The 25,662-nt window shown below is 65.6% G+C and carries 28 protein-coding genes and 1 tRNA gene; 11 read left to right on the top strand and 18 right to left on the bottom strand.

Features of this window, described 5'->3' with window-relative positions:
* Positions 1-13 precede the first annotated feature (13 nt).
* The 7 genes from AKI39_RS07105 to leuC all read right to left on the bottom strand — a co-directional run bounded on the left by AKI39_RS07105 (position 14) and on the right by leuC (position 6,565).
* Positions 14-766, bottom strand: coding sequence for an ABC transporter permease (locus AKI39_RS07105; RefSeq protein WP_066634037.1), 753 nt, complete (start codon positions 764-766; stop codon positions 14-16).
* The gene (locus AKI39_RS07100; protein WP_066634035.1) at positions 763-1,515 is read right to left on the bottom strand and encodes an ABC transporter permease; all 753 of its coding nucleotides are present in this window, start codon (positions 1,513-1,515) and stop codon (positions 763-765) included. The genes AKI39_RS07105 and AKI39_RS07100 overlap by 4 nt, the downstream gene beginning before the upstream one ends.
* The gene (locus AKI39_RS07095; RefSeq protein WP_083228675.1) at positions 1,512-2,402 is read right to left on the bottom strand and encodes an ABC transporter ATP-binding protein; all 891 of its coding nucleotides are present in this window, start codon (positions 2,400-2,402) and stop codon (positions 1,512-1,514) included. Before AKI39_RS07095 ends, AKI39_RS07100 begins: the two co-directional genes overlap by 4 nt.
* 2 nt (positions 2,403-2,404) lie before the next feature.
* Entirely contained in the window at positions 2,405-3,409 is a 1,005-nt protein-coding gene (locus tag AKI39_RS07090) for an ABC transporter substrate-binding protein (RefSeq protein ID WP_083228674.1), read from the bottom strand.
* 135 nt (positions 3,410-3,544) lie between these two features.
* Positions 3,545-4,429, bottom strand: coding sequence for an isocitrate lyase/PEP mutase family protein (locus AKI39_RS07085; protein WP_066634033.1), 885 nt, complete (start codon positions 4,427-4,429; stop codon positions 3,545-3,547).
* Positions 4,426-5,085 (bottom strand): 3-isopropylmalate dehydratase small subunit, encoded by a 660-nt coding sequence (leuD, locus tag AKI39_RS07080; protein WP_066634032.1) that lies wholly within the window; start codon positions 5,083-5,085, stop codon positions 4,426-4,428. Before leuD ends, AKI39_RS07085 begins: the two co-directional genes overlap by 4 nt.
* 73 nt (positions 5,086-5,158) lie before the next feature.
* On the bottom strand, positions 5,159-6,565 hold the full coding sequence (leuC, locus tag AKI39_RS07075) for a 3-isopropylmalate dehydratase large subunit (RefSeq protein ID WP_066634031.1): 1,407 nt from the start codon (positions 6,563-6,565) through the stop codon (positions 5,159-5,161).
* A gap of 171 nt (positions 6,566-6,736) precedes the next feature.
* On the opposite strand from leuC, the gene gcvA reads away from it, so the two are divergent.
* The 3 genes from gcvA to AKI39_RS07060 all read left to right on the top strand — a co-directional run bounded on the left by gcvA (position 6,737) and on the right by AKI39_RS07060 (position 8,596).
* Positions 6,737-7,642, top strand: a complete 906-nt coding sequence (gene gcvA, locus AKI39_RS07070; protein ID WP_066634030.1) for a transcriptional regulator GcvA — start codon at positions 6,737-6,739, stop codon at positions 7,640-7,642.
* Between the two features lie 302 nt (positions 7,643-7,944).
* Positions 7,945-8,247, top strand: coding sequence for a type II toxin-antitoxin system RelE/ParE family toxin (locus AKI39_RS07065; protein WP_235610765.1), 303 nt, complete (start codon positions 7,945-7,947; stop codon positions 8,245-8,247).
* A gap of 22 nt (positions 8,248-8,269) precedes the next feature.
* The gene (locus AKI39_RS07060) at positions 8,270-8,596 is read left to right on the top strand and encodes a helix-turn-helix domain-containing transcriptional regulator (RefSeq protein WP_066634028.1); all 327 of its coding nucleotides are present in this window, start codon (positions 8,270-8,272) and stop codon (positions 8,594-8,596) included.
* Positions 8,597-8,662: 66 nt separating this feature from the next.
* Here AKI39_RS07060 and kdsA read toward each other — a convergent pair whose 3' ends face one another.
* Positions 8,663-9,517 carry a 3-deoxy-8-phosphooctulonate synthase gene (gene kdsA, locus AKI39_RS07055; protein ID WP_066634026.1) on the bottom strand — a complete coding sequence of 285 codons (855 nt, stop codon included), beginning with the start codon at positions 9,515-9,517 and terminating at the stop codon, positions 8,663-8,665.
* A gap of 58 nt (positions 9,518-9,575) precedes the next feature.
* On the opposite strand from kdsA, the gene AKI39_RS07050 reads away from it, so the two are divergent.
* A complete protein-coding gene (locus AKI39_RS07050) occupies positions 9,576-10,139 on the top strand; it encodes a GNAT family N-acetyltransferase (RefSeq protein ID WP_083228673.1) in 564 nt (187 codons plus the stop codon).
* A 64-nt stretch (positions 10,140-10,203) separates the two neighbouring features.
* The gene (locus AKI39_RS07045) at positions 10,204-10,908 is read left to right on the top strand and encodes a M15 family metallopeptidase (RefSeq protein ID WP_145925215.1); all 705 of its coding nucleotides are present in this window, start codon (positions 10,204-10,206) and stop codon (positions 10,906-10,908) included.
* 224 nt (positions 10,909-11,132) lie between these two features.
* On the opposite strand, the gene AKI39_RS07040 is transcribed toward AKI39_RS07045, so the two are convergent.
* Positions 11,133-12,176 (bottom strand): hypothetical protein, encoded by a 1,044-nt coding sequence (locus AKI39_RS07040; RefSeq protein WP_145925214.1) that lies wholly within the window; start codon positions 12,174-12,176, stop codon positions 11,133-11,135.
* A 38-nt stretch (positions 12,177-12,214) separates the two neighbouring features.
* Here AKI39_RS07040 and AKI39_RS07035 point away from each other — a divergent pair, with 38 nt between their 5' ends.
* On the top strand, positions 12,215-12,454 hold the full coding sequence (locus AKI39_RS07035; RefSeq protein WP_066634022.1) for a hypothetical protein: 240 nt from the start codon (positions 12,215-12,217) through the stop codon (positions 12,452-12,454).
* A gap of 66 nt (positions 12,455-12,520) precedes the next feature.
* Here AKI39_RS07035 and AKI39_RS07030 read toward each other — a convergent pair.
* The 3 genes from AKI39_RS07030 to tilS form a co-directional block, all read right to left on the bottom strand.
* A tRNA-Ser gene (locus tag AKI39_RS07030) sits at positions 12,521-12,613 on the bottom strand.
* Positions 12,614-12,798: 185 nt separating this feature from the next.
* Positions 12,799-14,064, bottom strand: coding sequence for an aspartate kinase (locus AKI39_RS07025; protein WP_066634020.1), 1,266 nt, complete (start codon positions 14,062-14,064; stop codon positions 12,799-12,801).
* A 181-nt stretch (positions 14,065-14,245) separates the two neighbouring features.
* Positions 14,246-15,235 (bottom strand): tRNA lysidine(34) synthetase TilS, encoded by a 990-nt coding sequence (gene tilS / locus AKI39_RS07020; RefSeq protein ID WP_066634019.1) that lies wholly within the window; start codon positions 15,233-15,235, stop codon positions 14,246-14,248.
* A gap of 68 nt (positions 15,236-15,303) precedes the next feature.
* Here tilS and AKI39_RS26160 point away from each other — a divergent pair, with 68 nt between their 5' ends.
* Positions 15,304-15,438 (top strand): hypothetical protein, encoded by a 135-nt coding sequence (locus tag AKI39_RS26160; protein ID WP_255364354.1) that lies wholly within the window; start codon positions 15,304-15,306, stop codon positions 15,436-15,438.
* A gap of 156 nt (positions 15,439-15,594) precedes the next feature.
* Here AKI39_RS26160 and AKI39_RS07015 read toward each other — a convergent pair whose 3' ends face one another.
* From AKI39_RS07015 to cysS, 3 genes are read right to left on the bottom strand one after another with little or no spacing between them, the layout of a single operon-like run.
* The gene (locus tag AKI39_RS07015; RefSeq protein WP_066634017.1) at positions 15,595-16,560 is read right to left on the bottom strand and encodes an acetyl-CoA carboxylase carboxyltransferase subunit alpha; all 966 of its coding nucleotides are present in this window, start codon (positions 16,558-16,560) and stop codon (positions 15,595-15,597) included.
* Between the two features lie 45 nt (positions 16,561-16,605).
* Entirely contained in the window at positions 16,606-17,244 is a 639-nt protein-coding gene (locus tag AKI39_RS07010) for a DNA-3-methyladenine glycosylase family protein (protein ID WP_066634016.1), read from the bottom strand.
* 23 nt (positions 17,245-17,267) lie between these two features.
* Positions 17,268-18,716 carry a cysteine--tRNA ligase gene (gene cysS / locus AKI39_RS07005; protein ID WP_066634015.1) on the bottom strand — a complete coding sequence of 483 codons (1,449 nt, stop codon included), beginning with the start codon at positions 18,714-18,716 and terminating at the stop codon, positions 17,268-17,270.
* Positions 18,717-18,951: 235 nt separating this feature from the next.
* Between cysS and AKI39_RS07000 the strand changes: the two genes are divergently transcribed.
* The 3 genes from AKI39_RS07000 to AKI39_RS06990 all read left to right on the top strand — a co-directional run bounded on the left by AKI39_RS07000 (position 18,952) and on the right by AKI39_RS06990 (position 21,054).
* Positions 18,952-19,647 (top strand): tetratricopeptide repeat protein, encoded by a 696-nt coding sequence (locus AKI39_RS07000; protein ID WP_066634013.1) that lies wholly within the window; start codon positions 18,952-18,954, stop codon positions 19,645-19,647.
* A 134-nt stretch (positions 19,648-19,781) separates the two neighbouring features.
* Positions 19,782-20,291: a peptidylprolyl isomerase gene (locus tag AKI39_RS06995; protein ID WP_066642374.1), complete on the top strand. Its 510-nt coding sequence runs from the start codon at positions 19,782-19,784 to the stop codon at positions 20,289-20,291.
* Positions 20,284-21,054 (top strand): UDP-2,3-diacylglucosamine diphosphatase, encoded by a 771-nt coding sequence (locus AKI39_RS06990; protein ID WP_066634011.1) that lies wholly within the window; start codon positions 20,284-20,286, stop codon positions 21,052-21,054. The genes AKI39_RS06995 and AKI39_RS06990 overlap by 8 nt, the downstream gene beginning before the upstream one ends.
* A 40-nt stretch (positions 21,055-21,094) precedes the next feature.
* Here AKI39_RS06990 and AKI39_RS06985 read toward each other — a convergent pair whose 3' ends face one another.
* From AKI39_RS06985 to AKI39_RS06975, 3 genes are all read right to left on the bottom strand, one after another.
* Positions 21,095-21,961, bottom strand: a complete 867-nt coding sequence (locus tag AKI39_RS06985) for an undecaprenyl-diphosphate phosphatase (RefSeq protein WP_066634009.1) — start codon at positions 21,959-21,961, stop codon at positions 21,095-21,097.
* Positions 21,962-21,990: 29 nt separating this feature from the next.
* Positions 21,991-23,580 (bottom strand): TerC family protein, encoded by a 1,590-nt coding sequence (locus AKI39_RS06980; RefSeq protein WP_066634008.1) that lies wholly within the window; start codon positions 23,578-23,580, stop codon positions 21,991-21,993.
* A 406-nt stretch (positions 23,581-23,986) separates the two neighbouring features.
* Positions 23,987-24,769, bottom strand: a complete 783-nt coding sequence (locus AKI39_RS06975; protein ID WP_066634006.1) for an inositol monophosphatase family protein — start codon at positions 24,767-24,769, stop codon at positions 23,987-23,989.
* 133 nt (positions 24,770-24,902) lie between these two features.
* Here AKI39_RS06975 and AKI39_RS06970 point away from each other — a divergent pair, with 133 nt between their 5' ends.
* Positions 24,903-25,649, top strand: a complete 747-nt coding sequence (locus AKI39_RS06970) for an RNA methyltransferase (protein ID WP_066634003.1) — start codon at positions 24,903-24,905, stop codon at positions 25,647-25,649.
* The last annotated feature ends 13 nt before the right edge of the window (positions 25,650-25,662 follow it).

Here is a 25,662-nt window from a genome sequence, read left to right as displayed (position 1 = left end):
AAATTGTCCCGCCCTAGGCGCTCATCCTTGCCCGCAGCCGCTGGTTGATCGCCAGCAAAATCACGCTGGCCGTGCCGGCGAACAAGGTCAGCAACACCGTCAAGGTCATGATCAGGTCCACGTTGTGCAGCCCGATCGCGCTCATCAGCAGAAACCCCAGTCCCCGCTGGGAGGCGAACATTTCACCCAGCAGGGTGCCGATCAGCGTCAGCGAAAACCCGATCCGCAAGCCGGCGAAGATCTCCGGCAAGGCGGAAGGAAAAATGATCCGCGTGACCATATCCCACGGCCCCAGGGACATCACCCTGCCGGTCTTCAAATGCACGGCGCGCACGTTGCGGACCGCGTTGATCGTGAAGAGCGCGATGGGTATCACCCCGTGGATGGTCCCGAACGCCACCTTGGAGGATATGCCCAGCCCGAAGGCCAGCAGCAGGATGGGATACAGCGTGATCTTCGGTATCGAGTACAGCGCGATCAGCATCGGCTCGAACACTTCACCCAGGAAGCGGTGGCCGCCCAGCGCGAAGCCTATCGTCAACCCGCTGACGACCGCCAGCACCAGCGCCATGCCGAAGGCCCTGGCCGTCTCGGCCAGATGCGCGGCGAACTGCGCCGTCGTCACGAAGCGCAGCGTGAACTCCAGCGTCTGTGCCGGCGAGCGCAGCGCCACGTCGCCCACCAGCCAATACAGCACCTGCCAGACCGCCACGATCGCGACCAGCAGCGTCAGGGTATTGCGCGTTATGGATGTGCGGCGGTTCATCGCAGGCCCCTTCGCGCCAGGATCGCTTTTTCCCAACGCGCGAACAGCATATTGATCGACACGGACACCAGCAGGATCAACAGGATCAGCGGGTACATCGTCTTGTTGTCGAAATTGTTGTAGGCGAAACTGATCTCGTAGCCCATGCCGCCGTTGGACATGATGAATTCGGCGCCGATGATGCCGATCAGCGAATACGCCACCGCCAGCTTCGCGCCGGTCAGGATATAGGGGGCGGCATACGGCAGCGTGATGCGCCAGGCGGTTTCGCGCACGCCCATGTGCTGGACGCGCGCCGTCTTCAGCAGCACGTTGGGCACGCGGTCCAGCCCGTTCAGGGTATTGACGATCACCGCCACCACGCCCAGCATCGCGCCGATGAAAATCTGCGGCGCCGCGTTCAGGCCGAAGACGATGATCAGCAGCGGATAGAAGGCGAAAACCGGTATGGCGTAGTAGGTGGCGAACAGCGGCTCCAGCGTGTCGCGCACACGGCGCATGCGGTGGATCACGATGGCGCCCGACACCCCCAGCACGACCGCCGCGACGAAGGCCACCGCGGCATTGCCCAGCGTCTTGGCGATGGCGCCGTTCAGCGAGCCCGACACCAGCATGTTGACCAGGTCGACGATCATGCGATGCGGCGGCTGCATGGTCAGCTTGTCGATGACGCCGGCCAGGCACAGGACCTCCAGCAAGGCCACGCACGCCACCACGATAGCCAGGCGCCAGACGCGGGCGCGCTTCATGGCTGGGCTCCCGGCGCCATGGCACCGATGGACTTCATGGACTCCTCGCGCAGCGAGCCCCACAGCCGCGCCGTGATGGCGCCGAAGCGCTCGTCCTGCACGATGCGGCTGTCGCGCTCGCGCGGCCAGCCCGTTTCGACGATATCGATCAGGCGCCCCGGCCGTGCCGACATGACGCCGATGCGATCGGCCAGCATCGCTGCTTCATCCAGCGCGTGCGTGATCAGGAAAACCGTGGCGCCGGTCTTGCGCCACAGGTTCAGGACCTCGTCGCCCATCAGCAGCCGGGTCTGCTGGTCCAGGGCGCCGAACGGCTCGTCCAGCAGGATCAGCCGCGGCTCCGTGACCAGCGTGCGGGCGATGCATACGCGCTGCCGCATGCCGCCGGACAACTGGGCAGGATAGCTGCCGGCGAATGGCGCCAACCCCATCATCGCCAGCGCCCGGTCCACGCGGCGGTTTTTTTCCGCGGCGTCGATACGCTGGCGCCGCAAGCCGAAGGCGATGTTCTCGCGCACCGTCAGCCAGGGAAAGGAAGCGTCTTCCTGGAACACGACGCCGACGCCGTCCGGGATGCGGCCGACGATGGGCTCGCCTTCGAAGGCCACCTCGCCGCGCGTGGCGGTGGACAAGCCCGCCACCAGCTCCAGCAGCGTGGTCTTGCCGCAGCCGGACGGGCCCACCACGGCGAAGAACTCGCCCTGGCGCAATTCCAGGTCGATCGGCCCCAGCGCATGGACGGCATCCGCGGGATTGCCGCCCGGACGGGTAAACAACTTGTCCACGCCGCGCATGGCAACGTGCGCGACGGCCGGCGTGCCAGGCTTCGGATCCCCGGCCCGCCGGCCAGGCAAGGCATGCGGATAGACTTGGGCGACGGGAGACATGGCTACTTCACCTTCTTCAGATCGTCAGGCAGATAACGCGTGTCGACAAGCTTGTCCAGGTCGACGTCGCCCTTGATGGCGCCCACCATTTTCTGCACGTCGACGGCGCGCTTCAGGCCGTCCATGTGGATTTCGCCCGCGCCCCAGTAGGGAATGCCGCTGGTGCGGCTGGCCACCAGGTTGCGCACGGCGGCCCGCGCCACGGCGGGCTCCAGGTTGTAGACCTTGGCGACGATGTCGCCCGATTCGTCGGGGTGCTTCTCCATGTATTCCACCGCCAGCCGGCGTGCGCGGATCACGCCCTTGATGAAGGCTTCGCGTTCCGGCGACACGCCCGAACCCGCCGCGATGCCGATAACGTTGGCGATGGGCGGCAGCATGTCCTGCGCCACGGCGATGGCACGGTATTTGTCGCGATACTTGGACCACAGCGGTTCCGGCATCGGCGTGGCGTCCACCAGGCCGGTATCCAGGGCGGCGACGCCTTCGCCGAAGCCGCCGGTCTTGACCAGTTCGACGTCTTCCGTCTTCAGGCCGCCGGACTGCAGCACCAGCGTGGCCAGCGCCTGGCTGGTGGATCGCGGGTTGGTGTAGCCCATCTTCCTTCCCTTCAAGTCCTTCACGGACTGGATGGGTGAATCCTTCTTCACCGCCCACACGAACTCGGCCACCGTCAGGACGTTGTCGCTGACGATCTTGATGTCGGCGCCCTGCTGGGCAGCGGCGATGACGGCGTTGGGATTGACCTCCGCATACGGCGCGTTGCCGGCCAGCATGTTGCGCAGCGTGGTGCCGCCGCCGGCCGAGGTCAGGATGCCGGTGACATTGGCGCCTTCCTGCTTGAAGAAGCCCTTGGCCATGGCGACGGCGAAGGGCATGCCGTTGGCGGAGACGCCGTAATTGCTGACGACGATGTCCTCGGCCTGGGCGGCGCCGGCCAGCGCCAGGCCCAGTACGGCCGCGCCGGCGCAGCGCATCAGCGCGATCCTGTTGAATGTTCTCTGCATGGTCTCCTCCGTTTTTCTCGTTTGATGGCGTCGATGCGCCGTCGTTCCTGGGCGGTCAGGCTGGTACCGACTTCTTCGGACGCATGCACCAGGGCCAGGTACCCAGGCCGCGAACGCCCGTATCCTCGCAACGCGTCATGAATTTCCGGGCTGGCCGGCTTCGATGGCCCGCCACCCCGCCAGATCCGTTGCACGATCCAGCACCTGGCGCAACTCGCCGCCTTGTGGCATGGGGTTCATCGGTTCGACCCCGTCGGCATGGCGCCGCAGGGCCGACAGGCCATCCCGCAGGCCCTGGACCACCCGCAGGATCAAGCTGGCGGGATACGACACCTGGGTGAACCCCATCGCGCCCAATTCCGCGGGACTGAGCCACGGCGTATCGCCTCCTTCAAACATGGCCGCCGACAGATAGGCGCCCTTCAAGGCGGCGCCCACGCGTCGGTAGTCTTCTTCCCGGCGCAGGCCGGCGATGAAGACGCCGTCCACGCCCAGCGCAAGAAAGCGCTCGGCGCGCCGCAACGCCGCATCCAGCCCCAGCGGGCCGTAGGCGTCGGTGCGGCCGATGATGAAGGTTTCGGGATTGCGGCGGGCCTGCATGGCGGCCTTGAGCTTGGCTTCGATGACGGCCTCGTCCACCACCAGCGCGGCCTTGTCGGCGCGCTGCTGCTTGTGGTCGCGGCTCTGGTCCTCCACCAGGAAGCCACTGACGCCGATGGCTTCGTACTCGGCCACCAGCCGCGCCACGCTCTTGACGTCGCCATAGCCGTCGTCGGCATCGGCCACGAAGGGCAGGTTGGAGGCCGCCGCGATGTCGCGCAGGCCCTGGACCATATCGGTCAAGCCGATCAGCCCGATGTCCGGATAGGCATGGCGCGCCGCCAGCATGGCGGAACCGCCGACGGCGAACGCATGAAAGCCTGCCTGTTCGATCAGGCGGGCCGACAGCGCATCGTGCGCCAGCGGGGTGACCAGCGGCGTTTCGCGCTTGAGCGCATCGCGTAGGCTGGGACGGGTCATGATGCGGAACTCCTTTGCAGCGCGGAGGGAAACAGCCAGCCGGCTTCGGCGCGCATGCGCTCGTAGTGCGCCTCGATGGCCGGCAGGTGGGACAGTGTCATGGCGATCTCGTCGTCACCGCGCATCAGCGCCTGCGCGCGCGAGGCCGGGATCGTGAAGGTATGCACGGCACCGTCGGGGCCGGTGACGGTGGCGGTGGCCAGGTCCACGCGGCATAGGGGCGCGCCGCGGCCTGGAGCTGCATCTTCACAAGCCTGCGCCGCGGCGCGCAGCGCCTGATAGCTGCGCGGCTCGATAATGGCCGCCACCAGCCCATTGCGAAATGCGTTCTCGTAGAAGATATCGGCAAAGCTGGGCGCCAGCACGCAACCAATGCCGAACTGCGCCAGCGCCCACACCGCGGCTTCGCGCGAACTGCCGCAGCCGAAGTTTTCGTCCGCCAGCAGGATGCGGGCATGGCGATAGGGCTCGCGGTTCAGCACGAAATCCGGGCGTTCGCGGCCTTGCTCGTCGTACCGGTAGCCGCCGAACAGGCCCTTGCCCATATCGGCGGTGGCGGTGCGCAGCCACACCGACGGAATGATGGCGTCGGTATTGATGTCGGCCATGGGCATGACGGCCATGACGCCGGCGATCTCTTTCACGGCTTTCCTCATGCCCTGGTCTCCCCTGCGCATCCGCGCACTGGTTGCTCAATGTCCGTGTCCCGTTGCGGACGCAGCGGTACGCTCATGGCCGCATCTCCTTGCGCACGTCCGTGATGTGGCCACGCAGCGCGGCGGCCGCCACCATGGCGGGGCTGGCCAGATGGGTGCGGCTGCCCTGCCCTTGGCGGTTCTCGAAATTGCGATTGCTGGTGGCGATGCAGCGTGCGCCGGCCGGGACCATGTCGTCGTTGATGCTGACGCACATCGAACAGCCCGCTTCGCGCCATTCGAATCCGGCCTCGCGGAAAACGCGATGCAGGCCCAGCGCCTCGGCCTCGCGCTTGACGGCCATGGAGCCTGGCACCACCAGCGCCCGGACGCCGGGCGCGACGTGCCGCCCTTGCACCACCGCCGCGGCGGCCTGCAGATCGGACAGGCGCGAATTGGTACAGGAACCGATGAACGCCACATCGACGGGGATGCCTTCCAGCGGCATGCCGGGCGTCAGGCCCATGTAGTTCAGCGCCGCGGCCACGCTGTCGCGCTGCCTGGCGTCCGCATAGCCGGCGGGATCCGGCACGCGGCCGTCCACCCCGCCGACATGGGCCGGCGTCGTGCCCCACGTTACCTGCGGCGCGATACCGGCACAATCGACCACGACGTCGCGGTCGAATTCCGCGTCCGCATCGCTGCGCAGGGCGCGCCACGCCCGCACTGCCTGCTCGAAGGCCGCGCCCACGGGCGCGAACTCGCGTCCGCGGACGTACTCGAAGGTCTGCTCGTCCGGCGCCACCAGGCCCAGGCGGGCGCCCAGCTCGATGGACATATTGCACAGCGTCAACCGCGCTTCCACCGGCAGCGCCTGCACGGCATCGCCGGCGTACTCGACGGCGCAGCCACGCCCGCCGGCCACGCCCAGCGCGCCCATGGCAAGCAGGATCAGGTCCTTGGCGGTGATGCCGGCGCCGGGACGCCCCTCGAACCGCACGCGCATATTGCGGGGCCGCGCCAACGCCAGCGTCTGCGTGGCCAGGACGTGTTCGACCTCGCTGGTGCCGACGCCGATTCCGAGGGCGCCCAGGCCCCCCGCCGTGGACGTATGGCTGTCGCCACAGGCCAGGATGCAGCCCGGCAGCGCGAACCCCAGCTCCGGCGCAATGACGTGGACGATGCCCTGGCGCGGGTCCTCGATGCCGAAATGCCGGATATGGCCTTGCAAGGCGTTGGCACGCATCAGCGTCAGCAGCTCACGGCCCCCCGGATAGCTTTCCTCGTCGCGGCCCGGCGCCGTGGACACGATGTGATCCTGGGTGGCGATGGTCAGTTCGGGATGCCGGACGGTGCGGCCTTCCCGCTTCAAGCCCGCGAACGCGACGGCGCTGGTGGTTTCTTGCAGGACATGGCGATCGACGAAGACGAGTTCGCGGCCGTCATCCAGGCAGGTAATGCGATGCGCGTCCCAGATCTTGTCGAAGACGGTCCGTGGCATGATTTTTTCTCCTCCAGGGATGCTGCACCGCATCCCGGCTTATCCGTGACCGCGCACCCTCGGCGCCCGGTTTTCCGCTTTATTCGCAGCGGTTTTGCGTTAGGATAATTGGAAGCCCCGGCGCTTCAAACCGAAATTTATGCAGGCTCCCTTGAGAAAAACTCAGAGCAGATGGCCAGACGCCTCCCTCCCTTGAATGCGCTGCGGGCCTTCGAGGCCACCGCGCGCCACGGCAGCCTGACCCGCGCCGCCCAGGAACTTTCGGTCACCCAGGGCGCCGTCAGCCGCCAGGTCAGCCAGTTGGAAGAGTGGCTGGGCATCCCGCTGTGCCTGCGCCTGCGCCACGGCATCGAGGCCACGCCGGAGGGCGCCACCTACGCCGCCACCCTGCGCGCCGCATTCGACCTGATCGAAACCCAGACGCGCCAGTTGCGCACGCGCCCGACGGACAACATCCTCCGCATCAAGCTGCCGCCCACCTTCGCCATCCGCTGGTTCGTGCCTCGGCTGGCGCGCTTTCATGCCCTGCATCGCCACATCGACGTGCACATCACCACCTCGCACCAGCAGGTGGAATTCGAGCGCGACGAGGTCGACTTGTGCATCCATTCAGGGCCGGCGCCCATTCCGGGCGCGATATGCCGCAAGCTCTTCGGCGAAATCCTGCTGCCCGTCTGCAGCCCCGGCCTGTTCAAGAATGCCGATCCCCCGCGCGATGCGGCGGACCTGTCCCGTTTCGTGCTGTTGTGCTCCATGCATCGCGCGTCGGACTGGCCGGATTGGCTCGCCGCGGCGCAGGTGACGACGATAGACGGCAATAGCGGCCTGAAGTTCGAGAACTCCGCCTTGGCCTACCAGGCGGCCACCGACGAACTGGGCATCGTCATGGCGCAGCGCGCTTTCGTCGAAGACGATCTGCGCACCGGCCGCCTGCTTGCCCCGCTGCCATTGCGCGTGCACACCGACAATGCCTACTACCTGGCCTACCCGAAGGGTCGCCAGGATACGCCGATGATCCGCGCATTCGAGGAATGGATCGTCCAGGAAACCGGGCAGATGGAAGAAGCGGCCCGCTAAGCCGCCATCACGCATCCGCGCCGTCATCACGGCGGCAAGTATGGAGCCGACCAACGCCCCGGGACACAAATCCCGTGCCATCTAACGCGTGTGGCGCTCCGCAATGAGCGCTTTATCACTGCCTGGCCGAACCTATCAAAAGGACGGCCTACGTACACAACCGCACGGCGGACGTTGCTGAAACGAACGGCGTCCGCCAGGACAATTCCGCACCCCCCTTTTTCTCATGGTAACTTTTGTGTTACCATAATGCTATTCGCCATGAGCCTGAAAGTTGAAGAGTACCTACGGCCAGATGGCTCGTGCCCGTACAAGAAAGGTTTGACCAGTTGGATCCACAAGCCGCGGCGAAAATCGTTACCGCCAAGCTGCGACTGGAGCTTGGCAATACGTCACGAGTCAAATGGTTTGAAGGTATAGGCGAATACGTCATCGATTGGGGTCCAGGATATCGGATATACCTCGCACGCGATGGCAACACCTTGATCGTGCTATTCGGCGGCGGCACCAAACGCGGTCAGCAGAAAGATATCGATCAGGTCAAGCAGCTTCATGCCGAGTACAAGGCACGTAAAAAGGCCCTATGCCGGCCGCCCGGAAGGTAAGCGATCCATATAGGTGATAACCATGGCCCTAACGCGCGACTTCAAAGCAACCATCGTCGAGCGGGTGGAACGCGACCCCGACTTCGCAAAGGCGCTGCTTGATGAAGCAGCAACGTTGTTCCTCAATGGCGAGGCTGAAACGGCGCGCCTGATACTGCGCGACCTGGTCAATGCGACCGTTGGCTTCGAACAACTTGCCCGAGAGTCGGCCCGCCCGAGCAAAAGCCTTCACCGGATGCTATCCCGAGCCGGCAATCCCAGCATGGACAACCTTGCCGTGATCTTCAGCGTTATCACGCGACGGCTGGGCGTCAGCCTGGAGGTCCGCGACGTAGAAGCGCACGCGTAAGCCCAGGACCGGGCGCATTGTCTTGCATCGGGGCACAGCACGCCGGCGCCCCGACGCCTGCACGGCTCAGACGATATCGAGCGGCTCGAAAGACTTCACCAGGTCGTCCAGACGCTTGAGCTGCGTCAGGAAGGGTTCCAGCTTGTCCAGCGGCAAGGCGCTTGGGCCGTCGCATTTAGCGTTGTCCGGGTCCGGGTGTGCCTCCAGGAACAGCCCGGCCAGCCCGGCAGCCATCCCCGCGCGCGCGAGTTCGACCACCTGTTCGCGCCGTCCGCCCGAGGCCGCCGCGCCCGCGGCACGCTGCTGCAGCGCATGCGTCACGTCGAAAATCACCGGCCGGTTTCCGCTTACCTTCTTCATCACGCCGAAACCCAGCATATCGACGACCAGGTTGTCGTAGCCGAAGCTGGTGCCGCGATCGCACAGGATGATCTGCTCGTTGCCCGCCTCGGCGATCTTCTCGGCGACGTTCTGGATCTGCGACGGGCTCATGAACTGCGGTTTCTTGATGTTGATCACGCGGCCCGTCTTGGCCAGCGCCACCGCCAGATCCGTCTGCCGCGCCAGGAAGGCCGGCAATTGCAGGACATCGACGACCTGCGCGACCGGGTCCGCCTGCCAGGGTTCGTGCACGTCGGTCAGCACCGGCACGCCGAACTCCGCCTTCACGGCCTCGAAGATCTTCAGTCCCTCTTCCAACCCAGGCCCACGATAGGAGTGGATGGACGAACGGTTGGCCTTGTCGAACGATGCCTTGAAAACGTAGGGAATACCGAGCTTGCGCGTCACTTTCTGATAATGCTCGCAGGAACGCAGGGCCAGGTCGCGCGATTCCAGCACATTGATGCCGCCAAACAGCACAAAAGGCCGGTCGTTACCGCAGACGATATCCGGCGTAACGGAAACAAGGGACTGAGACATGATCGTGGGTCCGGGCAGGTAAAAGTAGAATGATAGTCTTCCGCCTGGCACCAGGAAAATGAACACGCCCACCCGTCGCACCGACACGCCCGTGGCCCCGCTCACGTCGGCCCATCCCGACGCAATGACAATCCGCCTGGCTGCGCCCGAAGACGATGTCGCGTCCCTGACCGCCCTGCTGCACCGGGCCTACGCGCGGCTGGGCAACATGGGGCTGCGCTACATGGCCGTCGACCAGACCGACGACATCACCCGCAAGCGCATGTCGCTGGGCGAATGCTACGTCGCCCTGATCGGCGAGGTTATCGTCGGAACGGTGCTTTTCAAACCCGCCGAACAGACCCGCGGCAGCCCATGGCTGGAACGCGCCGACGTCGCGAGCCTGGGGCAGCTCGCCGTGGAACCCACGCTGCAGAAGTCCGGATTGGGCACCCGCCTGATGACCCTGGCCGAAACGCGCGCCAAGCAGGCCGGCGCGCGGGAAATCGCGCTGGATACGGCGGAACCCGCCACGCATCTGCAACGCTGGTACACGTCGCTCGGCTATCGCTTTATCGAATACGCCCAATGGAAGCACACCAACTACCGCAGCGTGATCATGAGCAAATCGCTTGCAGGGTAGGCAATCAGGCTGGCATACGTACCGCACCCGCACCCGTGAACACGACATGCGCCTTGTACCTTCCATGAGATCGACCTTGCCTTGCCGCTTGACCGCCCTGGCCCCTGGCCCGGCGGCGACTGTCGAAACGCGCCTGCAGCGACCAGATGATTTCGTGGATCTGGCCGAGTTCGCGCGGCAGGATAAGAAGCGGCACGTCCATATCGATATCCGCTACGCCACGTGCAACAACTTCATCGGCCGGCCGGTCGCGGGATACAAGGCCAACAAGTGCCTGCTGACGCAAGCCGCTGCGCGAGCCGCCATCCAGGTGATCGACAGGCTATCGCCTTTCGGGCTGACCTTAAGGTTCCTGGACGCCTATCGCCCGCAACGCGCGGTGGAGGACTTCATCGCCTGGATGAACAAGCCGGACGAAGACGAGATGAAAGCGGCGTTCTATCCCGACATCGATAAGCGGCACTTGATCAGGGACGGCTATCTGGCCGCCAGATCGAGCCACAGCCGCGGCAGCGCCATGGACGTCGTGATCGCCCCCATCATTGGGGCCGCCGGACAGGACCTGGATTTCGGCACGCCTTACGACTACTTCGGCCCGGAATCGCACCCCTCGTACCCGGCCTTGACCGCGCAGCAGAAAGCCAATCGGCTGTTGCTTCGTACATTGATGGTACAGGCGGGCTTTCGGTCTATCGAAACCGAATGGTGGCATTTCCAGCTGGCAGAAGAACCCTATCCGGCAACCTACTTCGATTTTCCGATCGAATAGCCTCGGGAAGGGGCCAACGCTTCGTCGGCGCACGCAGGGAATCGAAGACCGCCCGCGTCGCCAGGCTCGCAGCCGCAAGCCCAAAGACACCTGAAGACGCATGAAGACCCGCACAGCGCTACGCCATGCGGGTCTTTGCTTTATCGCTCTTTACGTGCCCATGTTCATGAAAACGTGCCGGAAACCGGCCGCGCGGACATGATGGGACGGGCTGCCAGCGAATATCACACCGGCGTATAGAGGAATTGGCGGACGATGGAGATGGGCGACTTCTCCCCGTCCGCACCCGTGGACGGCGCGAAGAGGTTGTTGAACAGGTCTACTTTACGGTTGTGGGCCGACGACGTGAACATGGAATCGGGATAACCGACGTAATAGTCGGATTCCTGCGAAGCGCCTCGGGACGGCTTGAAGATGGAGAACACATCGCCCGGCGCCGGAGCACCGAACATTTCGGCGCGCAGGCCGTCCGCTTCTATCACCGTACCGCGGACATCGAAGGGACGCGGGGCGGATTTTTCGCCCGTGAGCCTGTTCTCGACGGTATAGAGGGGCCGTTCGGTGCTGCCGCTGAACTCAATGGCAAACGCCCCCTGCGCGTGGACATCGGATTTGTTGCCAAAGAAGGCAGCGGAACCCTGGTTGCCAGGACGCGGCCGAACCTCTCCATAGGTGGCGCGCAATTCGAAGTAAGGCATGCCCTGGTCATGATTGGCGTCGACGCGATCGTAGTCGAACTGGCCTTCAATCCAATCTTCGGCCCAGGCGCGATCCCGCGTGCTGCCCATGGACGCTTCCTTCTCCAGTATTTTCCGGATCAGGTCTTCGTAGTTGCCGGAGGCCTTCAACCTTTCGACGGCAGCCTGCTGCAAGTTGCCATAGAGCCCGCTCTTCTTGGTTTCGGAGACGATATAGTCCAGGGCGCCCTCCAGCGTTCCGACACGCTCCGCCCTTTCGGAACGGGGCCCCAGCGATGGATCGTTTCGCATGCGCTCGACCAGGGTCTTCACCTCGTTCTCGGCCTTGGTGATCCCCAAGACCTTTTCCTGCAAGGACGCGTCCTTGGCAGCGGGAACGTCGCACGTCAACCAGGGCACGGGGCCGGCCTGCGCGCCACCCGGATGGTCGGCGATGGCCGTTGCGGCGATCTCCCTGGCTTTGAGCAAGGCATATTCTCGAAATGCCTCGGATTGGTTTTGGTCTAGCCCCGTATGTACGGGCCCCAGGTAGGGGTGACTCTGAATAGCGCCGAGTGTGTCAATAGACATAAGTGAACTCCTGATCGCGCATCGGAAGCAATGCGTGAATGAGTGCATCGCTGGCGCAGGTCGTTCAACAAGATGCGGTCCGATTCGCATCCCCGCTTGCCATGTCGCCCCACGGCATTCAACGTTCGCTGTTCGCCCACATCACGGCGGCTACGGCTCTCTTCGCTGTGGCAGCGAAATATGCAATGGAAGTTGCGGTCGGCACGTCGGTCACACTGACGATGATGGTGCCAAGATCCGGAATCGATATCGCGAAGAATGCGATGATCGCAAGATGACAAAACCCGCAGAGCCTGACGCTGTGCGGGTTTTTGAGTAATTCGAACCAAGCCTATGAAAGCTCTTGGCGGAGACGGTGGGATTCGAACCCACGATGCAGTTTTTAGCCACATACTCCCTTAGCAGGGGAGCCCCTTCAGCCTCTCGGGCACGTCTCCGAAGAATTCGCGATTCTAGCATAAAGAACCGCGGTTTCGCTGTCATCCGGCCGCAACAGGGCCGGATGGCGGCCAGGGTTTAACGCCCGGTATCGCAGCTTCCCAAAGCATGGATCTCTTCCTGATCGCACCGGAAAACCCGGCTATTCCAATCAGAGCCTGGAAGCGACCCGATACGGAAAACCTTACGCCTTTGCGCCGGGCGCCTGGTCCAGCCCGAAGGCCTTGTGCAGCGAGCGGACGGCCAATTCCATGTACTTGTCGTCGATGATCACCGAGGTCTTGATTTCGCTGGTGCTGATCATCTGGATGTTGATGCCTTCGTTCGACAGGGTCTGGAACATCAGGCTGGCGACGCCGACGTGCGAGCGCATGCCGATGCCGACGATGGACACCTTGCAGACCTTGTCGTCGGTGACGAGTTCGCGGGCGTGCACGGCGGGCATGACATCGCGCTTGAGCACGTCGATGGTGCGCAGGAACTCGTTGCGGTTGACGGTAAAGGAGAAGTCGGTGGTGCCGGCGACCGACTGGTTCTGGACGATCATGTCCACGTCGATGTTGGCGGCGGCGACAGGGCCCAGGATGGAATAGGCCACGCCGGGCTTGTCCGGCACGGCCAGCAGGGTGATCTTGGCTTCGTCGCGGCTGAAGGCGATGCCGGAGACAACGGCGGCTTCCATTTTTTCGTCATCCTCAAAGGTAATCAGCGTGCCCGAGCGCATTTCTTCGTCGAGCGGAATCATGGGGTCGGTCAGCGAGGACAGGACGCGCGTGGGCACGCGGTACTTGCCGGCGAATTCGACCGAGCGGATCTGCAGCACCTTGGATCCCAGCGAGGCCATTTCCAGCATTTCCTCGAAGGACACCACGGGCATGCGGCGCGCTTCCGGCACGACACGCGGGTCGGTGGTGTATACGCCGTCCACGTCGGTGTAGATCAGGCACTCATCGGCCTTGATGGCGGCGGCCACGGCAACGGCGGACGTATCGGAACCACCGCGGCCCAGCGTGGTGATATGCCCGTCCTCGTCGATGCCCTGGAAACCCGTCACGATGACGACGCGGCCGGCGTCCAGGTCGGCGCGGATGCGCTCGTCGTCGATCGAGGTGATGCGGGCCTTGGTGTAGGCGGAATCGGTGCGCACGGGCACCTGCCAGCCGGCGTAGCTGCGCGCGTCCACGCCTTCGGCGTGCAGCGCCACGGCCAGCAGGCCGCTGGAGGCCTGTTCGCCGGTGGCGGCGATCATGTCCAGTTCACGGCCATCGGGCTGCGGCGTGATTTCCCGGGCCAGGCCCAGCAGGCGATTGGTCTCGCCCGCCATGGCGGATGGCACGACCACGACTTTGTGACCGGCGGCATGCCACTTCGCGACGCGGCGCGCCACGTTCTTGATGCGCTCGACCGAGCCCATCGAAGTACCGCCATACTTATGAACGATCAGGGACATCTCGTACTCTGGCTGGAAATCTGCCGTCATGCCCGGCAGGCAAAGCTGGGTATTTTAGCGTGCCGTGAAAAAAACGCTGGGCGCACATCGGGCGCTGCCTGTATCGGCCCATGCCGCTGGCCTGGCTGGGACCATGCAGTGCCGTGTCTGGGCACGACCCCATCCAGGAAATCCGCGGCGATCAGGATTTTTCCCGCGGCGCGACGCTGACTCTTCCGCGGATGCAGCGCACGCAATGGGCGGCGTGGTTCCAGACCAGGTGGCGGTCGTGCCCCAGGCTGTGCAGCTGCCGCAATTGTTTCAGCAGCTCGGCCAGGCGCGCTTCGGTCGGCATGCGGGCGCCCTGCCGCGCCAGCCAGTAGCGCAGGACGTGGGCCTGCCGCGCGGACGACAGGCGTCGCCAGGAGGCCAGGGAGAAGCTGTCGCCCAGGGCGGAGGGCTCCAGCCCGGCGAAATCGCCGGCAGCGACCTCGTCCAGGATCTGGGCGCTCTCCCCCGCCAGGCGCGCATGGCGAGCCACGATCGCCTGCCAGCCCGGCCAGCGCGCATCCAGGGCCGGGACCAGCAGGGTGCGCAAGGCAGCCCGCGTGTAGCGCTCGTCGGCATTGGAAGGATCCTGCACCGGCATCCAGCCGTGCCCGGCGGCATAGGCGGCCGCGGCGTCGCGAATGGCGGCGCGCGGGATGTCCAGCCAGGGGCGCAGGTAGACCACGCCGTCGCGCGTCATGCACGGCGACATGGCCGCCAACCCGGTCGGCCCGGCACCGCGCAGCAGGCGCAGCAGCACGGTTTCCGCCTGGTCGTCGCGGTGATGGGCCAGCAGGATATGGCGCAGGCCCAGATCGGCCGCCGCCTGACCCAGCGCCGCATAGCGCGACTGTCGGGCAGCCGCTTCGATGCCGCTGCCGTCGCTGACGGCAACCTGCACGCGCAGGATGTGCACAGGGGTTTGCAGCGCGTCCGCCAGCCGGCGCACGGCATCCGCCCAGCCGTCGGCCTGTTCGAACAGGCCATGGTGGACGTGCAGGAGATGCAGCGGGATGCCCAGATCCCGGGCCGCCGCGGCGGCATGCACGGCCAGCATGACGGAATCGGCCCCGCCGCTGACGGCCACGCCGACGGGTTGGGAATCGGCCCGCGCCGGGGCCAAGGCATCTCGCAGGGGACGCATCAGTGCGCTGCGCGTATCCCCGGACCCTGTCGCGGGCTGGTCAGGCGCCGAGCGCACGCGCGCCGACGATGCAGGAGCAGCAGGACCGCCACGTCGCGCTGGATTGCTATCTGGCGATGGATTGCCGGACGCAGCTGGATTGGCCGGCGCAGCTGGATCGCCCGGGGCAGCTGGATTGCCGGGCGTTGGATTGCCCGGCGTAGCTAAATTGCCTGGCCCAGCTGGATTGCCCGGCCCAGCCGGATTGCCCGACGCAGCCGGTTTGCCCGGCCCAGCCGGACGTCCGGTTCCCGCCGGCTTGCGGAAGCCCTCGCTGTCGGGATCGTCGGCGGGGGCCATGATGCCAGGTCGCGAAGATGTCAGGCGCGCGCTTCCTGGACGCGGCCATACCCCAGGACGCGTTGCAGGCGTTGCTCCACCAGCTGGTCGGCGGTCATGCCGGACAGCTGGCGCATGGTATCGCCCAAGGAACGGCGCAGCAGGCGTGCCATGACGCGCGGATCGCGGTGCGCGCCGCCCACGGGTTCGTTGACCACGCGATCGATCAGCCCCAGGTCCTTCAACCGCGGCGCGGTGATGCCCAGCGCTTCGGCGGCTTCGGGGGCCTTGTCGGGGCTGCGCCACAGGATGGACGCACAGCCTTCGGGCGAGATCACGGAGTACGTGGCGTACTGCAGCATCAGGACCGCGTTGGCGACGGCAATGGCCAGCGCGCCGCCGGACCCGCCTTCGCCGATGACGGTGGCGATGATGGGAACCCGCAGTTCGGCCATGGCGTACAGGTTGTGGCCGATGGCTTCCGATTGCCCGCGCTCTTCCGCCCCGATGCCCGGATAGGCGCCCGGCGTGTCGACGAAGGTGAAGACCGGAACGCCGAATTTTTCCGCCAGGCGCATCAGGCGCAACGCCTTGCGATAGCCCTCCGGGCGCGGCATGCCGAAGTTGCGCATCGCGCGTTCCTTGGTGTCGCGGCCCTTCTGGTGGCCGATGACCATGCACGACGTGCCGTTGAAGCGCGCCAGCCCGCCAATGATGGACTGGTCGTCGGCGTACATGCGGTCGCCGTGCAGTTCATGGAAATCGGTGAAGATTTCCCGGACATAGTCCATGGTGTAAGGACGCTGCGGATGCCGGGCGACCAGCGCGGTCTGCCAAGGCGTCAGCTTGCCGTAGATCTCCTTGGCCAGGGCCTGGCTTTTCTGCTGCAGGCGTGCGATTTCGTCGGAGATGTCGACCGCGGAGTCGGCTTGCACGAAACGCAGCTGTTCGATCTTGTTGTCGAGCTCGGCCAGCGGTTGTTCGAAGTCCAGGAAGGTATTGCGCATGTAGGTGTGGTTCCGTTGTTGGGCCATGCGGCATCGGGGCGTGGCCTAGACCGAGAGCGGGTCCAGGCTGCGCCACAGATACCAGGTTGCCACGGTACGCCAGGGTTGCCAGGCCAGCGAAACTTCCCGCGCCTCGAAGCGCGAGACGGGTTCGCCACTGAAATAGTGTAGCGAGATCGCCTTGAGCAATCCCAGGTCGTCCAGCGGCAGGACGTCCGGCCGCTGGAGATTGAAGATCAGGAACATTTCCGCCGTCCAGCGGCTGATGCCGCGGATGGCGACCAGTTCCTCGATGACGGCCTCGTCCTCCATCAGGGGCCAGCGGTCCGGGTGGACCTTGCGTTCGCTGAAATGCGCCGCCAGGTCCTGCACGTATTCGGCCTTGCGCTTGGACAGGCCCGCTTCGCGCAGCCCTTCCACGCCGACGCGCAGCACCGACGTGGGCGAGGGCCGTGCGCCGGCCGCCTGCACGAAGCGCTGCCAGGACGCTTCGGCCGCCTTGGCCGAGATCTGCTGGCCGACGATGGAACGCGCCAGCGTCACGAAAGGCGTGCCCAGCGGCGTCAGCCAGACTTCCGGATGCTGCGGGATGAGTTTTTTCAAAATGCGGTCGCGGCGCACCAGGTGGGAGACGGCATCTTCCCAATAGTGCGGCTTGCTGACGGTGGTATCGACGGTCGGCATGACGGGCGGCTCCTGGATGCGGCTCAAACCCGGCGCCAGTTGGTGACGCCGCCCGGCTTGTCTTCGAGCTCGATCCCGGCTTCGCGCAGCGCGCCGCGGATGCGGTCGGCTTCGGCGAAGTCACGGTCGCGCTTGGCGGCGGCGCGCGCGTCGATCAGGTTCTGGATGGTGGTGTCGTCCATGGCGGCCGACGGGGCGGCCGTGCCCAGCTTGTAGCGGGTGGGCGTGCGCAGGTAGGCCTGCGGATCCTGCTGCAGCAGGCCCAGGATGGCGCCAAGCGCCTTCAGCTGGCCCGCCGTGCGCGCGCTGCCGGTACGGTTGGCGTCGCCGGCCAGCTGGAACAGCGCGGCCATCGCGCCGGAGGTATTGAAATCGTCGTCCATCGCGGCCTTGAAAGCCTGGGCCTGGGGTTCGTCCCAGTCCACGCCCTGCCCGTCCGGCGCCGTGTTCGCCAGGGCCTGGTACAGGCGGTCCAGCGCGTTCTGCGCGTCGTTCAGATTGTCCGGGGTGTAGTTCTGCGGACTGCGATAGTGATTGCGCGCAATGAAGAAGCGCACCATTTCCGCTTCGCGCGGATTGAAGGCGTAATCCGCCTTGCTGTCGTCGAGCTCGCCCGCCGCCACGGTCTGGCGGATGGTGCGGAAGTTGTTGAGCGACTTGGACATCTTGTCGTCGTCGACCATGAGCGGGGCGCAATGCATCCACACATTGGCCAGGACGCCGCCGTAAGCACCTTCGGTCTGGGCGATTTCGTTTTCGTGGTGCGGAAATTTCAGGTCCGGACCGCCGCCATGGATATCCAGCGGCAGGCCCAGCAGGCTTTTGCTCATCGCGGAACATTCGATATGCCAACCCGGCCGGCCCAATCCGTAGGGCGACTGCCATTTGGTATCGTCCGGCTCCTCCGCCTTGGCCGCCTTCCAGAGCACGAAATCCAGGGGATCCCGCTTGCCCGCGGCGACCGCCACGCGCTCGCCGGCGCGCAGGTCGTCCAGGGATTTACCCGACAGCTTGCCGTAGCCGGCAAAGCCGCGCACCGCGAAATTGACGTCGCCGTCCTGCGCCCGATAGGCCAGGCCGTTGGCCTCGAGCTTGCCGATGATGTCGAGCATATCGCCGATGTACGCCGTGGCGCGCGGTTCGTGATCCGGCGCCTGCACGCCCAGCGCGCGCTCGTCCGCGTGCATGGCGTCGATGAAGAAGGCAGTGACCTCGCCGATGCGCCGGTTGGTCTGCACGGCGCGGCGGATGATCTTGTCATCGATATCGGTGATGTTGCGGACGTAGTCCACCTGCAGTCCGCTGGCGCGCAGCCAGCGCTGGATGATGTCGAAACCGACCAGCATCCGCGCGTGGCCCAGGTGGCAGTAATCGTAGACGGTCATGCCGCACACGTACATGCGCACCCGGCCGGCTTCGACGGGGTTGAAAGGGACTTTCGTGCGCGATAGCGTGTCGTAGATGTGCAGCATAGAAATAAGATGGATGAGCCGGTATCGGGACTGCCGCCATCGCCGCGGCCCGCCGACCGGGGACGGCCGTGTCGCATGGATGGGATGACCGGCATACCGTGTCCTGGCGGCCACGCCCCGGCGGCGCGCCACGGGTTGCCCCGGACAAGGCTAAAATGGCGGTCGTCAAGTATAGCAAGCGGCCTGACCGCGCGCGCATGACGCGCGGCCGGCCAGGCTTACACTGGAAACCCGAGTGACCATCAAGACACGACTCATTCCGGCCCTGCTGGCAGCCGCCCTGCTGTGGCTGCCCATAGGCGCGGCTGAAGCGCAGGGCATGCCCGGCGGCTCCGCCAGCCCCGGCCGCAGCAACAATGCGACCACGCTGGACGAGCCCCCGCCCGAAGGCGGCTGGGATGCGCTGGCGCGCCTGCTCGAAGCGGCCAAGCCGGGCGTGGACACGCGCTTGCAACCCACGCCTTCGCAGATCACCGACAAAATCGAACAGTTGATCAGTACCGGCCGCAATGAGGAGGCGCTTGCAATGATCGAAAAGCGCCTGGCCCAAACCGCCAATCCGCCCCCGCCGGGCGGCACCGATGTCCAGCTCGAATTCCAGCATGCGCGCGTGCTGGCGGCCCTGGGCCGCGAACAGGAAGCGTTGGATATCTATGAAGACATGACGTCCCGCTTCCCCGAATTGCCGGAACCCTGGAACAACATGGCGGTCATCTATGCCAAGCGGGGCGAGATCGACCGGGCCGAAACGGCCTTGCGCAATGCCTTGCGCGCCGACCCCGACTACGCGGCGGCACGCGCCAACCTGGCCGACGTCCAATTGCTCCAGGCGCGTCGGTCCTATGGCGAAGCCGCCAAACTGGGCGTCACGGGCAGCGGCAACAAAGCCCGCGCCGTCGACAATCTGTTGAAGGAACCGAGTAAACAATGACGTTCTCAGCTTCTGTACTGCGCGTGCTGCGCTATGCGGCATGCGGCGTGGCGTTCGCCGCGATCCTGCCGGCGACCGCCGGCGCCGCGCCCACCGGCGCGACCTCCACCAACACTACCGAGGGCAAACATTCCATGGCTTCTTCCCCCCGCGTCAAGATGACGACCAACTACGGCGCCTTTGTCATTACCCTGGATGCCGACAAGGCGCCGAAGACGGTGGCGAACTTCCTGACCTACGTCAAGGAAGGCTTCTACAACAACACCGTGTTCCATCGCGTCATCGACGGCTTCATGATCCAGGGCGGCGGCTTCGAACCGGGCATGAAGCAAAAGCAGACCCACGCGCCCGTGGAAAACGAGGCCAACAACGGGTTGAAAAACGACAAATACACGGTCGCCATGGCACGCACCAGCGACCCGCAGTCGGCAACGGCGCAGTTCTTCGTCAACGTCGCGGACAACGACTTCCTGAACTTCACCGCCCCCACGGCCAACGGCTGGGGCTATACGGTGTTCGGCAAGGTCACCGAAGGCACGGACACGATCGACAAGATCAAGGCCGTGAAGACCGGCAACAGCGGCTTTCACCAGAACGTCCCCGCGCAGGACGTCATCATCGAGAAGGCCGAAGTTGTTGAATAAGATCACGCTGCCCGGGACGATCTGGGTAGCGTCGGACATGCATCTGGGGCCGGCCACGCCGGCCACGTCCGAAGCCTTCCTGGGTTTTCTGGAAGCAGCGGCGGCCGAAGCGTCCGCGCTCCTGCTGCCGGGGGATATCTTCGACGCATGGATAGGCGACGACGTCATACGCCAGGCGCCGCCCTGGCTGGCGTCGGTCCTGCAGGCGCTGCAGCGCACGACCGCCGCCATTCCCGTCTGGCTGGGACGCGGCAACCGCGATTTCCTGATGGGCGCGGAACTGGCGCAGACCGTGGGCGCGCACCTGCTGCCGGAGCCCGCCCTGCTGGATACGGACTACGGCGTGATCCTGCTGACGCACGGCGATGAGCTGTGCCTGGACGATGAGGCCTACCAGACGTTTCGCGCCATGGTGCGGGATCCCGCCTGGCAACAGGAATTCCTGGGCAAATCCATCCCGGAGCGGCTGACCCTGGCGCAACAGGCGCGCGGCGAAAGCAAGGCGGCCACGCAGGCCAAGCACGCGGACATCATGGACGTGAACGCGGACGCGGTCGAGGCCCTGTTCCGCGATACCGGCGTGGCCACGTTGATACATGGCCATACCCACCGCCCGGATCGCCATGTGCTGGATGTGGCCGGCAAACGCCGGGAACGATGGGTCCTGCCGGACTGGGACTGCGATCATGCGCAGCCGCCCCGCGGGGGCTGGCTGTCCATCGACCGGGACGGATTGCAGTTGTTCGACCTGGAAGTCGCCTGAGGGACGCCGGCACCACGCCGGCGCCGGATGCGCGATGCGCTCAGTGCGCGAACAACACCACGGCGACGAGAATGCCCAGCGCGATGCGATACCAGGCGAAAACCCGGTAGGTGTGATTGGCGACGAAACGCAGCACAGCGCGAACCACCACCAGGGCGCTCAGGAAGGCCGCGATGAACCCCACCGCGATCCCGACGACGTCATGCTGGCTGAGCACGCTCATGTTGCGGTAGGAGTCGTACACCGCGGCGCCCAGCATGGTGGGCATGGCCAGGAAGAAGGAAAACTCCGTCGCCGTCTTGCGCTGTATGCCGGCGATCATGCCCCCGATGATGGTGGACCCGGATCGCGAAACGCCCGGGACCATGGCCAGGCATTGCGCCGCGCCCACGCCCAGCGCCTGCTTCCACGAGATTTGCTCCAGCCGGTGCGCGGTCGCGTGGGTCTCCGACGCGCTGTCGTCCCCGCCCGCGCCGGCCGCAGCGCCGCGCGTGCGATGCGTATGGCGTTCCACGTACAGCATGATCAGGCCGCCCAGTACCAGGGTCGTCGCCACGACGGCGGGGTGGTAGAACAGATTCTTGATGGCGTGGATGAAGATGGCGCCGATGACCGCGGCCGGCAGGAAGGCCAGCAGCAGGTTGCGCGTGAACATTATTTCACTGCGCACGCCGGTGAAGGTGCCCTGGATCAACTGCCACAGGCGTGCGCGGAAGATCCACATCACGGCCAGGATGGAGCCGAACTGGATGACCACCTCGAACACCTTGGCCGAGCTGGACTGGAAATTGATCCAGTCGCCGATCAGGATGAGATGGCCGGTGCTGGAGACGGGGATGAACTCCGTCAGCCCCTCGATAATGCCCAGGAAGAAGGCCTTGATCAGGTACAAGGTGTAGTCGGTCACGGTGCGGCTCGGTCAGTCAGGTAGGGCGCTCAGGATGAAGCGCTTTCGTCGGGCGACGAAAGCTCGAAGGGTAGGCGCTCCACGCCGACGGAGGCAATACGGCGTCCGTCCAGTTGCAGCACCTCGAAACGGTAGCGCTGGTGCGGCGCCACGAACTCGCAGCTGTCGCCCGGCTGCGGCAGATGGCCGAAGCGCGACAACAGGTAGCCCGCCAGGGTGGCGTAGTCCTGCGCTTCGTCCACCAGGCCATCGGTTTCCAGTACCTGCTCGACGTGTCGCAGGTCCGCCGCGCCGTCGATCTTCCACCTGCCGTCGCCCTCGTGGACGATGTCCGGAAGTTCGTCCTCGTCGGGGAATTCGCCGGCGATGGCCTCGAACAGGTCCATGGGCGTCACCAGGCCTTCGATGGCGCCGAATTCGTCGGCCACCAGCACCAACTGTCCGCGCGCGCGCTTGAGCGTGTCCATCAGGCGCAGGATGCCGATGGACTCATGGACGATGATGGGATCGCGCAGCCGGTTGGGGCGGATGTTGCCTTCGGTGATCAAGTCCGCCACCATTTCCTTGGCGCGGCCGATGCCCAGCACTTCGTCCAGGCTGCCGCGGCACACCGGAAAGAAGGTATGCGGCGCCGCCTCGATCTGCCCGCGCATGGTGGCCGCGTCATCGTTGATATCGATCCAGGAAATATCCGTGCGCGGCGTCATGATGGAATGGATGGAACGCTCGGCCAGCGTCAGCACGCCGCTGACCATATTGCGTTCCTCCACGCCGAAGGCCGGCGCTTCCCCCGATTCCCGGGATTCCGCGGCCTCGGGCTCGTCCATGACGGGTTGCGGCGGGCGCTTGCCCAGCATGCGCAGCACACCCTCGGCCGTGCGTTCGCGCATGGGCCGGCGCGAGTCCAGCTTGAGCAGGTTGCGGCGGGCGACCTGGTTCAGGGCCTCGATCAGCGCCGAGAAGCCGATGGCGGCGTACAGGTAGCCCTTGGGCACCTTAAAGCCGAAGGCCTCGGCCACCAGCGAGAAGCCGATCATCAGCAGGAATCCCAGGCACAGCACGACCACCGTGGGATGCGCGTTGACGAAGCGCGTCAACGGCTTGGACGCCACCAGCATGATGCCGATGGCGATGATCACCGCCATCATCATGATGACCAGGTGATCCACCATGCCCACGGCCGTGATGATGGAATCGAGCGAAAACACGGCGTCCAGCACGACGATCTGCGTGACGATGACCCAGAAACTGGCATAGACGCGTGGCCCGTAACTGACCTGCATGCCGCCTTCCAGGCGTTCGTGCAGTTCCATCGTGCCCTTGAAGAGCAGGAAGAAACCGCCGGCCATCAGGATGAGATCGCGTGCCGAGGGATGCAGGAGACCGATGGAGAAGAGCGGCTCGGTCAGCGTGACCAGCCAGGACATGACGGACAGCAGCACCAGCCGCATGACAAGCGCCATCGACAAACCCATCAGGCGCGCGCGGTCGCGTTGCGCGGGGGGCAGCTTGTCCGCCAGGATGGCGATGAAGATAAGGTTGTCGATCCCGAGGACGATTTCGAGGATGACTAGGGTAAGCAAGCCGACCCAGGCAGCGGGGTCCAGCAGCCACTCCATTGGCAACTCCAGCAGTGAGGGACCGGTAATCGTACATGGAAAACCCGCTACACGCCGGTCACGCAAAGGCGGGGAAATTCGCCAGGCGCCTTGGACCGTATGCCCAGGCGCGGGCAGGGCCTTAGTCCGTGTGGACGATGGTGCGTTCACCGGGCAGGCGTTGAAATAGATACACAGACCCGATCGGCCCCCTGCCCGAGCGCCCGCGGCCCCCTCTCCCCCGGCCTACCCACAAGTTGGCCCCGCGCGCGCAAGGCCAGGCCCGACGGGTCTGACCATTTACCGGGCACGGTGCGACGCGCCGTTCACCGGGCGGGCACAGGGGACATCGTCCCCGCCGGGCGCGCCCAAGGCGAAAGGCGGTGGCGGGCAACAGCCGGTTCACCTGCCCGGCGTTGAGATCGTCCTAGCCGGCCGACCCCTGCAGCACGCCCAGCATCTGCGTGAAGATCTTGGGACTGGCGGCCAGCACATTGCCCGATTCCAGCCAGCCCTGTTCGCCGGTGAAATCCGCCACCAGGCCGCCGGCTTCCTGCACCAGCAGGCTGCCCGCCGCCATGTCCCAGGACTTGAGCGCCACGCCGCAGAAACCGTCAAGCCGGCCGCAGGCCACGTAGGCCAGGTCCAGTACCGTCGCGCCCATGCGGCGCACGCCGGCGCTGCCCTGCGCCATCTGCTTGAACTTGCCGCCGCCCTGGTCGGGCTCGGCCGAACCCGGCCAATGCGCGCCCAGCAAGGCCTCGTGTAAGCGTGTACGCCCGGAAACGCGCACGCGGCGATCGTTCAGGAAGGCCCCACCGCCCCGGCTGGAGGTGAACATTTCGTTGCGCGACGGGTCGTAGATCACCGCCTGCACTGCCACGCCGCGCTGCATCAGGGCGATCGATACGGCGTAGTTGGGCAAGCCGTGGATGAAGTTGGTCGTGCCATCCAGGGGATCGATGATCCAGCGGAATTCGGCGTGTTCATCGCCCTGCAGCCCGAATTCCTCGCCCATGACGGCATGGTCCGGATACGCCGTGCGCAGCGTCTCCACGATGGACGTCTCCGCGGCTTGATCGACTTCCGTGACATAATCCCGCGGCCCCTTTCGAGCCACGTTCAGTCTTTCCAGGTCGAGGCTGGCACGATTGATGATGGTGCCGGCACGCCGGGCCGCCTTGATGGCGATGTTGAGCATCGGGTGCATAAAATTCCGTACGATTTTCGCTAATGCGCGGTCGGTAGCCCGCCGGACGGCCGGCTCCACAGCGCCAAACGTGGCATTTTAAATGACTCAGGCATCGACAACCGAACCGGCATACGCCCGGGTACGTTTCGTCATGGTGGCGCCCAGCCATCCGGGCAATGTGGGCTCTGCCGCGCGCGCCATCAAAACCATGGGATTTTCCGACCTGGCGCTGGTGGCGCCGCGGCTGGAGGATATGGTGGGGCAGCCGGAAGCGGTGGCCCTGGCCAGCGGCGCCGGCGACGTGCTGGCGCGCGCAAGCGTGCACGATACGCTGGAAGACGCCCTGGGACCGGTCACGCTGGCCTTCGCGCTGACGGCACGGGTGCGCGACCTGGGGCCGCCGCCCTGCGATATCCGCGAAGCCGCGGTCCTGGCGCGGGAGCACCTGGACAGCCACGAAACGGGCGGCGTGGCGATCGTGCTGGGAACGGAACGCGCCGGGCTGACCAATGCCCAGATCGCCGCCTGCCACCGCATCTGCCACATCCCCGCCAATCCCGAATACAGCTCGCTGAACGTCGCGCAGGCCCTGCAGCTGGCCGCGTGGGAATTGCGCTATGCGCTGATCTCCGCGCAGGGCGGCAGCCTGCTGCCGGCCACGACGGCGCAGGCGCCCGACCCCGGCGCGGCGCCGGCCCCGGTGGAAGCCGTGCATGCCTTGCTGGCGCATTGGGAAGAAGCCCTGGTGGCCGTGAAGTTCCTGGACCCGAAGCATCCCAAGAAGCTGATGCCGCGCATGCGCCACCTGTTCAGCCGCAGCGCCCTGACCCGCGACGAAGTCGATATGCTGCGCGGCGTGTGCACGGCCATGCTGAAGACCGCCAAGCCCGCGGAATAGCGGCCGGGCGGGC

Origin of the sequence: Bordetella sp. H567 (assembly GCF_001704295.1) — a bacterium.
In the GTDB taxonomy this organism is placed as follows: Bacteria; Pseudomonadota; Gammaproteobacteria; order Burkholderiales; family Burkholderiaceae_B; genus Bordetella_C.
This window is presented reverse-complemented; position numbering and strand designations above follow the sequence as displayed.